The sequence below is a fragment of the Streptomyces sp. NPDC017095 genome (assembly GCF_044332325.1).
In the GTDB taxonomy this organism is placed as follows: Bacteria; Actinomycetota; Actinomycetes; order Streptomycetales; family Streptomycetaceae; genus Streptomyces.
The window spans coordinates 402,425-414,873 of sequence record NZ_JBIROU010000004.1; the positions used below are offsets into that span (position 1 = coordinate 402,425).

Here is a 12,449-nt window from a genome sequence, read left to right on the forward strand (position 1 = left end):
GACCGGGGGCGCACGCTCCTACACAAAGTGGTACACGCACTACTCTCGGCGAATGTCCCTGAAGCGCACGAACGTCTATGCCGACCCCGAGGACCTGGCCATCATCAAGGAGGCGGCCAAGCGCCGGGGCATAAGCGAGGCGGAGATCATCCGGCAGGGGATCCACCTCACGGCGATGGCGCATCGCGTCTGGGACGAGCCGCTGTTCTCCCGCACCTTCGAGGGACCGGGACGTACGGCGTCCAAGGCCGAGGTCCGTGACGTCCGTGCGGCACGGCCCCTGGGCCGGCCCAAGGCATCCCGCGTCCTGCCCGACGACCTGCCTCTATGACGGACTTCATGCGCTACGTCCGCCGGCTCTCGGCCAAGGGATTCGGGCGGCGCCTCCGCCCCCTGACCGCCGGCACCGTGCGAGCCATCCGCGAACGGGCCCGCAAGTGGGGTGTCCCGGCGTACCCGTCGAATGCGGCACAACGCCGGATCGAGCGGGCCGACCTCGCCGAACTGATCGCGGACTTCGACAAGGTGCACGGTCCCGTCGCCTCCGAGGCGGTAACGGCCAAGCGCTCCCGGCTGACCGACACCACCTCCGACGCCGGGACGACCCCGTGAGCGGTGCCCTGGGTCTCCACGAGAAGCACCGCAACCCGCTTCCCCAGGTATTGAGTCACCGGCCAGCCACCTTGCCGCTTCGGCAGCCCAGGCACTCGCAGGAAGGGAAGGCGGAGCTGAACGGCGGTGGCTCTTCGGCGGGCGAGACGGTGACCGTGCCGCACTCCCGTGTGACCGTGCCGTGGCGGTCCACCTGGTACACCCTGATCGTCATCTTGGCGGCAGGCCGATCGTCCTCGGGCGGGCATGTAGCGTTCGCCATGTCGACGCTCCTTCGCAGCGTTGGCCGGCCCCGGGGCCGTTCGCGCGGCCGCCGGGGCGCATCTCACTTCGTCGCCCTCACATTTCGGTGACGACGCGTGAGTAAAGGGTGACAAGCTGCGAGTGGAGCAACGCTCACAGTTTTGCGAGCGTTGTGAGCGCCCCTACAGGCCGACCCAGGCCGCCATGTGATGGAGCGTTTCCGGGGTGCGGCGGGACTGGTGCACCAGACCGGTGATCGTCTCCCGGGCGGCGGGGTGGTAGCGCGTCTGCTCGGGAGCCAGACGGCGGGCTTCCACGAGTGACTTCAATGCGGCGTCGGTGTGCCCGGTCTCCATCTCTGCGCGGGCCCGGTCGATGAGGAAGTGGGCGCGGCGGGAAGCGGGCAGACGAGATGACAGTTCGACGTTCCGGGCTTGCGTGAGAGCGTCGTCGTACTGACACATCTCCACAGCGGCGGACATCTTGTGCAGGGCAACGTTGGCTGGACCGAAGCTGAGCCAGTGCACGTCGGAGGAGTCACCGATGCACTGTGCGATCCGGTGTGCTTCGGTGATGTGCTGTTCGACGGCCGACCGCTGTTCGGCTCGGGCGGCGATGACGGAGCCGCCGAGGTGCAGTTGTCCGGTGACGGCGAGTGCCTCCCGGGATCTTTCCTCTTGTGTGATCACGTCGTGCCCGGCAGCAACGAGGCGTTGTCCGATCCGGTACTCGCCTTCGCGGAAGTAGACCAGGGCCCGCATGTACTGCCGTACGGCCGCCAGGCAGGCGTCGGAAGCGCGTCGTGCCGCCCAGCCCATGCGGTCCAATGCGACTGCGGACAGGTCGTAGTAGCCGAGTTTGACGCTGATGTCGTGTGCTGTGCGGTATGCGGATGCCAGCGCCTGCCACAGTTCGGTGGAGGGTGCCGACCATGCCGTGTGGGTCAGCTCGGTGATGAGTTCCGGCAAGTCGCGGGCCGCGTTGCGCAAGTGGGCTGCCCGCACTTCGGCGCAGAGGTGGTCGGCCGCCGCGATGAGTTGTTGCGCCGGCCGGGTGCTCAGGTCCGGGTTCGGACCGAGGTCGTACAGGTCGAGGGATTCACGGATCGGTCGGACCAGTTCCGCGAGACGGTCACGCTGCAGTTCGGTCACGTACGGCTGCCCGGTCAGGACCGTGACGTCGATGGTGAGGGCTCTGGCACAGGCGGCGACGAACGCGGCGGTCGCCGGACGCGCCCCGCATTCGACCTGGTTGAGATAGCTGTAGGAGTAGGGAAGTCGCTCGGCCAACTGCCGCTGGGTCAGTCTGGCCAGTCTGCGTTGTTCCTTGATCCGCGCGCCCGTGTGGTCTTCGTCCCGTGTGGGCATACGGCCTCCGTTCTGAGCACCCGCCGGGAACCGTACCCACGCGGTCGTACGGCTACCTGCCCTCCGTGGCTTACTCACCCGTGGGAGCGAGTAGTTGGCATGTGATCCGATGGATGCATGACGACGACGCGCCCTGTCCTCTATCTATTCGGTTCCGCAGCTCCGCCGGTGCTCGACGTGGCGAAGGTCGTCGCGGACGCGCGGGATCGGGGGTTCGACGTGTGTCTGGGCCTGACCCCGACTGCGGCCCGCTGGCTGGAGCCGCAGCGCGGCGAGTTGGAACGGCTGACCGGGCACCCGGTGCGCAGCGCGTACAAGCTGCCCGGAGAGCCGGACGTGTGGCCGAAGGCGGATGTGATCGCGGTCGCGCCCGCTACGTTCAACACCCTCAACGCGTGGGCCCTCGGCATCACTCGGGACTTCGTGGTCGGTGTCGTCGCCGAAGCCATCGGCAAGGGCATCCCCATGGTGGCGATGCCCTGCGTAAACGCCGCCTACGCGCAGCACCGGCAGTTCGAACGGAGTGTCGCCGAACTACGGGCGATGGGGGTGCGGGTCCTGTACGGCGACGGCGGATTCACCCCGAACCAGCCCGGCCAGGGCAAGCCGCACGAGTATCCATGGCACCTGCTGCTGGACGCGACGGAGGAGCTCGCCGCGGCGCGGTAACCGAGGAGCCTGCCGCTATCCGGTCCGTCCAAGGGCGGCCGGTTACCGATCCGGAAAAGGAGAACGCCGACCGTGACGGCCCTCGCGGTGACCGGACACATGGACCTCACTGAGGACACCGTCCCCCTGGTCCGTGCCGCCCTGGAGCACCTGCTTGAGCAGTACGCCGATGACGGCCGCCTCGTCGGCATCTCCTGTATCGCCAAGGGCGCCGACTCCCTGTTCGCCGAAGCCGTTCTCGCCCTCGGCGGGCGCCTCAGTGTCGTCATCCCCTCGCGGGACTACCGCCGCAACAAGGTCAAGCCCGACCACGCGCCCCTCTTCGACCGCCTGGTCGAGTCCGCCGGCGAAGTCCTGGTCCTCCCGTACGACACCGCCGACCGGCAGGCGTACGAGGCCGCCAACACCGTCCTCATCGAACGCGCCGACCGGCTCGTGGCCGTCTGGGACGGAAAGCCGCCGAACGGCAAGGGCGGCGGCACCGCCGACACCGTCCTCCAAACACGAACCGCAGACCTCCCCGTGGACGTCATCTGGCCGAACGGGGCGACCCGCAGGGGATGAGCTTTGCCACTGCCGGGCGCCTGATCAGGGAGGCGGCAGAGGGAAGCCCCCTTCCCGCAGGACAATCCGCGGGAAGGGGGCTCACCAGCCAGCCGGGGCTACTTCTTCTTCCCATGGGTCTTGCCGGGGATCTTGGTGAGCTGGGTTTTCCCTGATCAGGTGCGGTGGGCTCGTGCGGCTGGTGGTCGTCATTGGTCATCCTTGGCCACTGTCGAGCGGCCTCCGCCGGCCCAGAGAAGGCCCAGACTTGAGCGGCATCTCCTCTCGTAAGGAGCGGTCGGGAACCTATGCCACAAGGCTGTCGAGGGAGCCGTACGCAACATCAACGAAGGCATCCCGGACTGCCTGAAACCGCTCTAGCGAGTTCGTGCACGGTAGGGGGCGAGACGTCGAGGGCTTCGGCGGGGGTTGGCGTTCACATCTGCCGTGCCGAGGTCAGGTCCGCGGTCTGCTGGTGGGACAGCAGGCCGGCGACGGCCTGGACGATATCGCTGATGTGTTCGCGGCGGCCGAGGTGGCGGGCGAGTGCCCGCCAGTTCTTCAGGTGGGCGATGCCGTGCTCGACCCGGATACGTCGCGAGGAGTGCGCTTTGCGCTGCCGCTCGTGCATTTCCTCGTACCAGTCCGGGGCGTTCTTCTTGAACTTGCGGTGCGGGGGCGTGATCACGCGCCCGCCGGTCTGGGCGCCCAGGCCCTGGTAGCCGGCGTCGGCAAGGATGTCGACCGCCGGCCCGTCGGCCAGGAGCTGGACCAGCCCTGACTGGCGGGCCTGGGTGATGTCCGCGCAGCTGCCGGGCCTGGTCGGGCTGCAGAACAGCACGCGGCCGTTCCCGTCCGTGACGACCATGGTCTTGACGGCGTTCTGCCTGCTCTTGCCGGAGATGAACCTGTCCCGGTCCTTGCGGCCGGCCGGCGGACACGGATCTCGGTTCCGTCGATGATCCCCATCTTCCCGTCGGCACCGAGGTGGTGGACGACCTCGGCCAGGGTCCGCAACCGCACACCCGAGCTGACGGTGCACCCTCGCCCGGCGAGCAGGGGACGCACCTCGCCGATGGCACGGGTGATGGTGGAGCGGTCCACACCGAACCAGCAGGCCAGCACGTCATGAGTGACCCCGTGGCGCAGATGCACGAGCGTCGCCAGGAGCCGGTCGACGAACACCAGCCGGTGCTTCGCACCCCCGCCCACAGCACGCTTCCGCGGCCGCGACGCGAGCTTGGCCTGGTGTCGCTCGTGCCACAACGGCCCTAGCTCGGCTACCAGTTCGCCAATCACGTCGGCCGACAGGCCCGTGATCCTCCGGTCGCTGATGATCGCTGCACGAGACGCGTTCCCCACCACCACACGACCATGATCGACGATCGAAAGCTCGACGTCTCACCGCCTACCGTGCACGAGCTCGCTAGGAGTTCGATCTGGAACGGTCTCTTACTGGGCGGTCTGGCACCGCTGAGGTCGGAGGAGAGCACTAGGCACTGTTTCTCGGATCATGTTCTGAGCCAGATGACGAGTGCTGCGAGCGTGACGGTACCGAGGTAGATGTAGGCGCGTTTCTCGTAGCGGGTGGCGACGGCCCGGAAGCCCTTGAGGCGGTTGATGGTGCGTTCGACCGTGTTGCGTTTCTTGTAGCGCTCGCTGTCGAAGCCGGTGGGGCGACCGCCTCGGGAGCCTCGGTTCTTGCGGTGTCTTTGCTGGTCGAGGCGTTCGGGAATCGTGTGCGGGATACCGCGTCGTCGCAGGTAGCGGCGGTTTCTGCGGGATGTGTAGGCCTTGTCGGCCAGGACCCGGTCGGGCCGGGTGCGAGGCCGGCCGACTCCGGTCCGGGGCACCGATACCTGCTCCAGGACCCGCTCGAGCTGGGGTCCGTCACCGTAGTGTCCGGGTGTCAGGACGAGGCCGAGGGGTCGGCATCGCCCCTCGGCGGCAAGGTGGATCTTGGTAGTGAATCCGCCGCGGGAACGTCCCAGACACTCGCCGATCTGACCACCTCCTCCAGACGGGCGACCAGTTTCCGCAGTACCGGATCGACCTGGTTCGTCCCCCGCACGGCCCCCTTTTGAGAAATGGCGGCCGGAGGAGCCTTCCTCGCACCGGCGGCGTGCTGGTGGACTCGTACTGCTGTCGAGTCCACCGACACGTCCCAGTCGATCCCACCCGCGGCGTCCTCGGCTGCCTGAATGCGGGACAGCAGCATCTGCCAGGTCCCATCAGCCGACCAGCGGCGATGTCGTTTGTAGACCGTCTCCCACGGCCCGAACCGCTCGGGCAGATCCCGCCACTGCACGCCGGTCCGCACACGGTAGAGAACCCCGTTGATCACCCGCCGGTGGTCACTCCACCGACCACCACGCGCACCACCACGAGGCAAGAACGACTCCAGCCGATCCCACTCCGCATTCGTCAAATCCCCACGGCCCATGCAGCCAGCATGGCCTCAACACCTCACCCAGGTAAGGAGATCCGAGAAACAGTTCCTAGTGTCCCCTTCGTCCCGCATCGTTGCTGTCGGACGTGGATGTCAGGGGCCGGCGATACGAACAATGGACGGACCGGTTGTGGAGGCTGGCAGGGCCAGCCTAGGGAGTTATGACGTGTTCAACGGCCAGCGTGCTTGGGCGGGTGCTGAACTCGACTGCTGCACTGAAGAACTCTAATTGATCGGGTTGAAGCTATGCATCGATAATGCCGACTCGGAGGCCGCCCTGCGCCTATAGGTTCCAGACACGGTCCAACGCGTCGTCCGCCAACAAACGCGCTCTTGCCTCAATCTGGGCGTCAGACGGAAAAATCGTGGCACTTTCTTTCCACTTGGCAAGTTCCGAATCGAAATACGCTCTCCCCTTCTTAAGTGCCGCAGCCTTGGATGACAACGGAGCGTCTCCAAGGGAACTGTTAAGTCGAGTGGTGAGCAGCGTGAGATTGCCAATCGAGTAGACCGGATCGCGATAGTTCGCCGACGCTGTTGCCTGCGGCTTGATGTGCTCTATCGACCAGGTCGTAAGGTTCTGTCCCGCCGGCAGCAAGCCTTCCAGCTTCGCGAACGACATGAGTACGTAAGCGATAAAGATCTTGCGAGATCGAGACTTCTGTGCCTGAGTCAGTTGAAGTGAGGGCGCATAGAACAAGGAACAAAATGCTTGGCGAGCTCTCGTGCGATCAGGCAGGCTGGCACGAAGTTTTTCTTTCAAGTCTTGGATAGCCAACGCCACGTCACTGGCAGATGTGGCCTCCTCCAAGCGAACGGCGAAACGGTTATACCGACCTCGCGTACCACCAGTCGAACCACTGTTCGTCAAAGCAGTGTACTGGAAGTGGAAAGATTCAACAAGCCTCAAGACTTCAATGACCTGTGCTTGCTTTATCAATCTCGTTTCTCGAAACTTGCGCGCTACGGCAAGGATAGTGGAGTTGGCTACAGAAACATTGAAGATTGCAAGTGCGCGGACGCTATCAACAAACTCTGGGACCGCGAAAGCGTTACGTATGCCAGAGACTTTTGGCTGGACTTGGATATGTTCAGCCTCTAGCCACTCGTAGGTTTCCGTATCCCGTTCAAGTTCCTGCAGATATGAGAGGTGTGCGGCTGGACTGTCATCCACAAAGCGTCTAATTACCTTGAACAATTCTGGCTCTTTTACCGCCTCGCGTCGCGAGTTCCAGGACTGCCAAATGAATCTGTCCACAACGTCCGTGTTCGCGCGATCCAGTTGAACACGGTCGACGAGTCGATCCCAACGATCCGCGATAGCTTGCCGATCGTCCGAGTCTGTAGTGGCTCCGCGGATCAAGAGGTTCTTAACGAGGTCCGAAAGTCGCAGATCTGCTCCGCGCGTGTTCAATGTCTCGAATACCAAAAACCCATCTTCCTCGGACGCCAATTCTACCTGGATTACTCGCGCCTTCAAGGCGTTTGACCGAATCCACTTAAGGTGCTCGACCTGCTCATTTGGCGTAAGCTCCTTGATGGCCGCGAGAATCTTCGACTCAAAGAAAGCTCGCGCCTCTCCGATTCGCACAGCACTCCCATTCCACTTTGCTCCGGATGGAATGGCATTCGGGTTCTGGATCACTTCGTAGAACATTTTTTCAGGTCGGCGCAGAACGGGATGACTTTTGCCGTCGTCATCTTCAACCATCAAGTATTTCTGGGTAGTAGCTGCCTGGCTATCAGCAACCTTCTTGCTGAAGTCTTCGGTGCCAGCATACTTGATGGTCAAATCGTTGAATGCGTCACGCACAACCGACAGGAGAATCGCGCTCGTGGTCAACCTTTGTTGGCCGTCGATGATTGAATACGTGTCGTTAAATAGATCCCTTTTCTCGCTTACCCACGTGACGGTGGACCCGAAGAAAAAGTCACCTTTTGCCAAAATGACGTCGTCCCAAAAATCGGTAAGTTGCTCCTGTGACCAGCTGTAGGGGCGCTGAAAATTAGGAACCTCGTACAGGCACTGTTGAAAGCATGTCTGTATAGTCTTTGTCTGGCTCTCAATGGGAATCAGCTCATTGTTCGAAGCTGCCTCGGACATCCCCAACCCCCAAGTTTCATCACGATTTACGACGGCTGCACTGTACCGCAAGTCCAAGGACACGCATAGGTACCCGAGTGACGACGGCTCGACACGTTGTAGCGCGGGGCCAGCAGTGCTACTCAGTGCTGTCAGGCTGGGCACAGTCCTCCTGTGGCTCGCCAAAGCGTTTCGCCCCGCGCATTTGTCAAGGGGTCAGACAGTAGTGTCAGGAACGCCAGCGGATGGCACCTATAGAGGTCGGTGGAGCGGCTTTGGGCTGGAGCTGTTTTGGCGCGAGTGATCATGGCCCCGTAATCTTCCGGCGCGTCGGGCAGTCTGTGGACCTGCCCGCTAAAGCACGACGTTGGGGCCGTGATCTGCAAGGCTCGCGCCAAAGTGGCTGCCTACTGAGGTTGAACTCGTGGTGTCGCCTGAGGTCAGGGGTTGATGGTCAGGCCGGTCTCGGCAAGGCATCCGTCGATAAGGTCGCTGCGGTACTGAATGTGTCTCAGACCGCGTCGGATGCACTGGACGAGGTGTTCGGGGGTACTGAAGGCGAAGTTGGAGAGCCAGCCGCGCCGCAGCAGGGACCAGATCCCTTCCACGGGGTTGAGGTCGGGTGTGTAGGGCGGCAGGTAGTAGATGGTGAGCCAGTCCCGGGCTTCGGCGAACTCTCGGAGGCCGGCGGCCTTGTGCACGTTCAGGTTGTCCCAGACGAGCACGATCGGTCCGCCGAGCTGCTGGTGGGCGGCGATCAGCAGATCGCGGTAGTCGCGCCAGGAGAAGCTCTTGCGTCCGTCGCGGCGGCCGTCGTCCCGGCGAGGCCGGTAGATCAGACGCGACCGGCGGCCGGGTTTGTAGCAGGTCAGCGCGGCAATGGATATCCGTCTGCGGGAACGGCCACGGACCCGCACCACCGGGGTCCGACCGCGTTGCGACCAGGTCTTCGCCTGCGGCGGCGTCATGGAGAATTCAGCTTCGTCCTCGAAGACCAGCCAGGCTCCACTCACCGCCGCGAGTCTTCCGCGCAGGGCCACACCTCCTTGACCCACCGGGCCACCGCCTCGTCGTCCCGCTCCATCGCCCGTCGGGCCGGGACCTGGCAGGACCAGCCGTTACGCACCAGCAGCTTGCGCACCCCCTGGATGGTGTAGGCCAGGTGGAAGCGCCGGCCGATCACCGTCTTCACACAGCTCAGGGTCCAGCGCTGGTCTTCCCAGCCGTGCGCGGCCGCCCCCTTGGCCAGCTCCGCCTCCAGCTGGGCGAACTGCTTCTCGCTCAGCTTCGGCAGCGACGCCGGCCCCTGCGACCGCAGAGCCCGCGGACCGCCCTCGTCCCACAATCGCCGCCACCGCTGCACCGACCGGACGCTGACCCGCAGGTCTCTGGCGATCGCCGAGCTCGCCTCACGCCGGGCGAACCTCTCAGCCGCCTTCAGCCGTAACCCATCGCGAAACTGCTGCCGTTCGGCGGTCAGTCCGCCCCCTGTGGATACCGCGTGCACCGGTGATACTCCAGCGGACGGCCAACCGTCAGCCCCTACGACACCATGAGTTCAACCTCAGTAACTGGCTGTGCTCTATCCGCTCGTGTGGTCGATGGCGCTCGAACAGCGTCCTGGTTCGGGTGAGTTGGCCGGTCCGCGTGCAGGGAAGAAGGGCCTCTTGGTAGCTCGCGGTTGTCGAGCCCAGCGAGAAGCAAGAGGCCCTGTTGTCGAAGTGTCGCGTGGTCGCGGTTGCCGGGTCCAGTTCGTCCACTCGTGGGTGTGACTGTCTCGCTCATCGGTTCGGTAACGCGGCCGACCGAGCAGATCACCGACCCCGGTATGGCTCGGACATGAACGATGCCGAGTGGGCACTGGTGCGGGACCTGCTGCCGGTTCCGGGCTGGATGGCGGGCCGCGGCGGCAGGCTGGAGGGCTACTGCCACCGGCAGATGATCGACGCGGTGCGCTACCTCGTCGACAACGGCATCAAGTGGCGGGCGATGCCGTCCGACTTTCCGCCCTGGCCGCGGGTGTATGCCTTCTTCGCCTGCTGGCGGGATACGGGGCTGGTGGCTGAGCTGCACAACCGGTTGCGCGAGGCCGTCCGCGGTGCTGAGGGCCGGTCCTTGGAGCCGAGTGCGGCGGTCGTGGACTCGCAGTCGGTGAAGGCGGACGCCACCGGCGCCCATGTCTCGCGGGGTTTCGACGCCGGGAAGAAGATCAACGGCGCAAGCGCCACCTGCTCACCGACACCCTCGGACTCCTGCTGGACGTGCTGGTCACGCCGGCATCCACGACCGACCGGGACGCCGCCCGGCTCCTGCTGCCCGCAGCGAAAAAGCGCTTCCGGTGGCTGGCGCGGGTCTGGGCCGACGGCGGTTACACCGGCTACCTCACTGACTGGACCACCCAGCGCCTCGGACTCGTCCTCGACATCGTCCGCCGCAGCGACGACGTCCAAGGTTTTCAGGTCCTGCCCCGCCGCTGGGCCGTCGAAAGATCCTTCGCCTGGCTCCTGCGCAGCCGGCACCTGGTCCGTGATTACGAGCGGCGCACCGACACCAGCGAGACCGTCATCCTGTGGTCGATGACCATGCTCATGAGCCGTCGCCTGGCCGCCCGACACCAGCAGCGTCCTGCCCCGGCGCAGGCAGCGTGAACTTGCCCGGCTTCTCCTCAACCAGCCAGCCGCATTCCACCAGCCGCTTCAGCCGGGCCCGCGCTCCCTCGACACGGGAATCGGAGGCGCTGTCCCAGCCCAGCACCACCGCCGCACGCCGGGCACCGAGCCCACCGGCTCCCGCCTCAGCACCAGCGGCCATCAACGCCTGGTAGTCCATCGACAACACCTCGATCCCGACCGCGTCCTTGCAGTGGGGCACCGCCCGGCGCGGACCCACCGGCTTCCTCTGCGATACGACGGCCACGGAGGGCGCCTCCTCCTCGGCCAGCGCTTCCAGATACTGCTCGTCGCTGAACGAGGTGGTGTGGAAGCACGTCCTCGTCTCGGCCCGTGTGATCCCGAGCGGAAGCCGACGGATGTTACGCCGAGTCGCGTCAGAACGGCATGCATGCCCTCTGCGGCTTCTACGGCCCGCCTCGATGCTCCCGGAGTGGGAGAGAACACCAGCCCTCGCCGCGTACCTCGGCCACGCGGACCCTGGTGTCACCTCCGGGTATACGCGCACCTCATTCCGTCCAACCGTCCGACCCAGAGCGAACCCGCAAGGCCGTAGCCGCTCGCTTCGCCGCTGCCGAAAACGAAGCGACATGACGGTTGAGGGCTCGTACGCTCCGAGCCGGGGCGGGGCCCGGGGGGGGAGCAATGGCAGACGAGTACTTCTTGCTGGTGTGCGACGACGTGCCCCATTACGTGGTGCTCACCGATCCTGGTGTCCGCGTGATGGACGTTGTCCAGGTCGTGCGTCGGCTGACAGGGCTGAGCCTCTGGCGTAGCAAGGATCTGGCGACGCAGGTTCCCGCCGTCATTCTCGTCGGCGTGCCCCAGGAAGACGCAGCGGCAGCCGTCTCGGCCCTCCGCGATGTGGGAGCCCGGGCAGAGGCGCGAGAACAACCGGAGCCTGACTTCCTGAAGCACTGAGCACGGCCCGATCAACCTGCTGACGGCCCATAGACGACCCAGGGCAAGAGAAGGCCCCCTCCCCGCGGAGCGATCCGCAAGGAGAGGGCTCACAAGCCGGCCGGGCTTACTTCTTCTTCCCCTGGTTCTTGACCGCCTCGATCGCCGCTGCCGCCGCGTCCGGGTCGAGGTAGGTGCCGCCCGGGGTGAGCGGGCGGAAGTCGGCGTCCAGGTCGTAGGCGAGCGGGATGCCCGTCGGGATGTTCAGGCCCGCGATGTCGGCGTCGGAGATGCCGTCCAGGTGCTTGACCAGGGCGCGCAGGCTGTTGCCGTGGGCGGCGACCAGGACCGTGCGGCCGGTCAGCAGGTCGGGGACGATCGCGTCGTACCAGTAGGGGAGCATGCGGAAGACGACGTCCTTGAGGCACTCCGTCCGCGGGCGGATCTCCGGCGGGATCGTCGCGTAGCGGGCGTCGTGGGCCTGGGAGAACTCGGAGTCGTCCGACAGCGGCGGCGGCGGGGTGTCGTACGAGCGGCGCCAGAGCATGAACTGCTCCTCGCCGAACTCGGCGAGGGTCGCCGCCTTGTCCTTGCCCTGGAGGGCGCCGTAGTGCCGCTCGTTCAGGCGCCAGGAGCGGTGGACCGGGATCCAGTGGCGGTCCGCGGCCTCCAGCGCCAGCTGGGCCGTGCGGATCGCGCGCTTCTGGAGGGACGTGTGGACCACGTCGGGCAGGAGACCGGCGTCCTTCAACAGCTCGCCGCCGCGGACTGCCTCCTTCTCGCCCTTCTCGTTCAGGTTCACGTCCACCCAGCCGGTGAACAGGTTCTTCGCGTTCCACTCGCTCTCGCCGTGGCGGAGGAGGATCAGCTTGTACGGTGCGTCGGCCATGGCGTCGAGCCTACCTAAGGGGCGC

At 65.4% G+C, this 12,449-nt stretch carries 14 protein-coding genes and 2 pseudogenes; 7 read left to right on the forward strand and 9 right to left on the reverse strand.

Annotated features, from left to right (window positions below; genetic code table 11):
• Window positions 1-52: 52 nt before the first annotated feature.
• Both ACH4OA_RS10995 and ACH4OA_RS11000 read left to right on the forward strand, forming a co-directional pair.
• Window positions 53-331 carry a CopG family transcriptional regulator gene (locus ACH4OA_RS10995; protein WP_397968671.1) on the forward strand — a complete coding sequence of 93 codons (279 nt, stop codon included), beginning with the start codon at window positions 53-55 and terminating at the stop codon, window positions 329-331.
• Window positions 328-612 (forward strand): hypothetical protein, encoded by a 285-nt coding sequence (locus ACH4OA_RS11000; RefSeq protein ID WP_397968673.1) that lies wholly within the window; start codon window positions 328-330, stop codon window positions 610-612. The genes ACH4OA_RS10995 and ACH4OA_RS11000 overlap by 4 nt, the downstream gene beginning before the upstream one ends.
• Before the next feature lie 425 nt (window positions 613-1,037).
• Here ACH4OA_RS11000 and ACH4OA_RS11005 read toward each other — a convergent pair whose 3' ends face one another.
• Window positions 1,038-2,222 carry a helix-turn-helix domain-containing protein gene (locus tag ACH4OA_RS11005; RefSeq protein ID WP_397968675.1) on the reverse strand — a complete coding sequence of 395 codons (1,185 nt, stop codon included), beginning with the start codon at window positions 2,220-2,222 and terminating at the stop codon, window positions 1,038-1,040.
• A gap of 117 nt (window positions 2,223-2,339) precedes the next feature.
• On the opposite strand from ACH4OA_RS11005, the gene ACH4OA_RS11010 reads away from it, so the two are divergent.
• Both ACH4OA_RS11010 and ACH4OA_RS11015 read left to right on the forward strand, forming a co-directional pair.
• Window positions 2,340-2,891 (forward strand): flavoprotein, encoded by a 552-nt coding sequence (locus ACH4OA_RS11010; RefSeq protein WP_397968676.1) that lies wholly within the window; start codon window positions 2,340-2,342, stop codon window positions 2,889-2,891.
• Window positions 2,892-2,963: 72 nt separating this feature from the next.
• Window positions 2,964-3,455, forward strand: coding sequence for a hypothetical protein (locus tag ACH4OA_RS11015; RefSeq protein WP_397968678.1), 492 nt, complete (start codon window positions 2,964-2,966; stop codon window positions 3,453-3,455).
• Window positions 3,456-3,870: 415 nt separating this feature from the next.
• Here the strand turns inward: ACH4OA_RS11015 and ACH4OA_RS11020 are convergent, their stop codons facing one another.
• The 6 genes and pseudogenes from ACH4OA_RS11020 to ACH4OA_RS11045 form a co-directional block, all read right to left on the reverse strand.
• On the reverse strand, window positions 3,871-4,302 hold the full coding sequence (locus ACH4OA_RS11020; RefSeq protein WP_397968680.1) for a transposase family protein: 432 nt from the start codon (window positions 4,300-4,302) through the stop codon (window positions 3,871-3,873).
• A gap of 230 nt (window positions 4,303-4,532) precedes the next feature.
• A pseudogene (locus ACH4OA_RS11025) lies at window positions 4,533-4,802 on the reverse strand (transposase family protein); the annotation flags it as partial.
• A gap of 143 nt (window positions 4,803-4,945) precedes the next feature.
• Window positions 4,946-5,877, reverse strand: a protein-coding gene (locus ACH4OA_RS11030; RefSeq protein ID WP_397968682.1) for an IS5 family transposase whose coding sequence is annotated in 2 segments (ribosomal slippage) — window positions 4,946-5,509 and window positions 5,512-5,877 — 930 coding nt in all. Because the reading frame shifts where the segments join, the coding sequence is not laid out codon by codon here.
• Window positions 5,878-6,166: 289 nt separating this feature from the next.
• Window positions 6,167-7,987: a DUF262 domain-containing protein gene (locus ACH4OA_RS11035; RefSeq protein WP_397968684.1), complete on the reverse strand. Its 1,821-nt coding sequence runs from the start codon at window positions 7,985-7,987 to the stop codon at window positions 6,167-6,169.
• A 419-nt stretch (window positions 7,988-8,406) separates the two neighbouring features.
• Entirely contained in the window at window positions 8,407-8,934 is a 528-nt protein-coding gene (locus ACH4OA_RS11040; RefSeq protein WP_397968755.1) for a transposase, read from the reverse strand.
• A 41-nt stretch (window positions 8,935-8,975) separates the two neighbouring features.
• Complete coding sequence (locus ACH4OA_RS11045) at window positions 8,976-9,407, reverse strand: winged helix-turn-helix domain-containing protein (RefSeq protein ID WP_397968757.1); 432 nt, start codon at window positions 9,405-9,407, stop codon at window positions 8,976-8,978.
• Window positions 9,408-9,859: 452 nt separating this feature from the next.
• Here ACH4OA_RS11045 and ACH4OA_RS11050 point away from each other — a divergent pair.
• Window positions 9,860-9,979 (forward strand): annotated as a pseudogene (locus ACH4OA_RS11050) (transposase); the annotation flags it as partial.
• A 248-nt stretch (window positions 9,980-10,227) separates the two neighbouring features.
• Window positions 10,228-10,614 (forward strand): transposase, encoded by a 387-nt coding sequence (locus ACH4OA_RS11055; RefSeq protein ID WP_397968686.1) that lies wholly within the window; start codon window positions 10,228-10,230, stop codon window positions 10,612-10,614.
• Here the strand turns inward: ACH4OA_RS11055 and ACH4OA_RS11060 are convergent.
• Window positions 10,553-10,975: a hypothetical protein gene (locus ACH4OA_RS11060; RefSeq protein WP_397968759.1), complete on the reverse strand. Its 423-nt coding sequence runs from the start codon at window positions 10,973-10,975 to the stop codon at window positions 10,553-10,555. The two genes, ACH4OA_RS11055 and ACH4OA_RS11060, sit on opposite strands and share 62 nt — an antisense overlap.
• Window positions 10,976-11,280: 305 nt before the next feature.
• Here ACH4OA_RS11060 and ACH4OA_RS11065 point away from each other — a divergent pair, with 305 nt between their 5' ends.
• Window positions 11,281-11,556 carry a ribosomal protein L7/L12 gene (locus ACH4OA_RS11065; protein ID WP_397968687.1) on the forward strand — a complete coding sequence of 92 codons (276 nt, stop codon included), beginning with the start codon at window positions 11,281-11,283 and terminating at the stop codon, window positions 11,554-11,556.
• A gap of 106 nt (window positions 11,557-11,662) precedes the next feature.
• Here ACH4OA_RS11065 and ACH4OA_RS11070 read toward each other — a convergent pair whose 3' ends face one another.
• Complete coding sequence (locus ACH4OA_RS11070) at window positions 11,663-12,424, reverse strand: phosphoglyceromutase (RefSeq protein WP_365881123.1); 762 nt, start codon at window positions 12,422-12,424, stop codon at window positions 11,663-11,665.
• Window positions 12,425-12,449 lie beyond the last annotated feature (25 nt).

Excerpts from the sequence above, each read along its gene's own strand:
- ACH4OA_RS10995 (WP_397968671.1), top strand. The coding sequence starts at position 53 with ATGTCCCTGAAGCGCACGAACGTCTATGCCGACCCCGAGGACCTGGCC.
- ACH4OA_RS11000 (WP_397968673.1), top strand. The coding sequence starts at position 328 with ATGACGGACTTCATGCGCTACGTCCGCCGGCTCTCGGCCAAGGGATTC.
- ACH4OA_RS11005 (WP_397968675.1), bottom strand. The coding sequence starts at position 2,222 with ATGCCCACACGGGACGAAGACCACACGGGCGCGCGGATCAAGGAACAA.
- ACH4OA_RS11010 (WP_397968676.1), top strand. The coding sequence starts at position 2,340 with ATGACGACGACGCGCCCTGTCCTCTATCTATTCGGTTCCGCAGCTCCG.
- ACH4OA_RS11020 (WP_397968680.1), bottom strand. The coding sequence starts at position 4,302 with ATGGTCGTCACGGACGGGAACGGCCGCGTGCTGTTCTGCAGCCCGACC.
- ACH4OA_RS11035 (WP_397968684.1), bottom strand. The coding sequence starts at position 7,987 with ATGTCCGAGGCAGCTTCGAACAATGAGCTGATTCCCATTGAGAGCCAG.
- ACH4OA_RS11040 (WP_397968755.1), bottom strand. The coding sequence starts at position 8,934 with ATGACGCCGCCGCAGGCGAAGACCTGGTCGCAACGCGGTCGGACCCCG.
- ACH4OA_RS11065 (WP_397968687.1), top strand. The coding sequence starts at position 11,281 with ATGGCAGACGAGTACTTCTTGCTGGTGTGCGACGACGTGCCCCATTAC.
- ACH4OA_RS11070 (WP_365881123.1), bottom strand. The coding sequence starts at position 12,424 with ATGGCCGACGCACCGTACAAGCTGATCCTCCTCCGCCACGGCGAGAGC.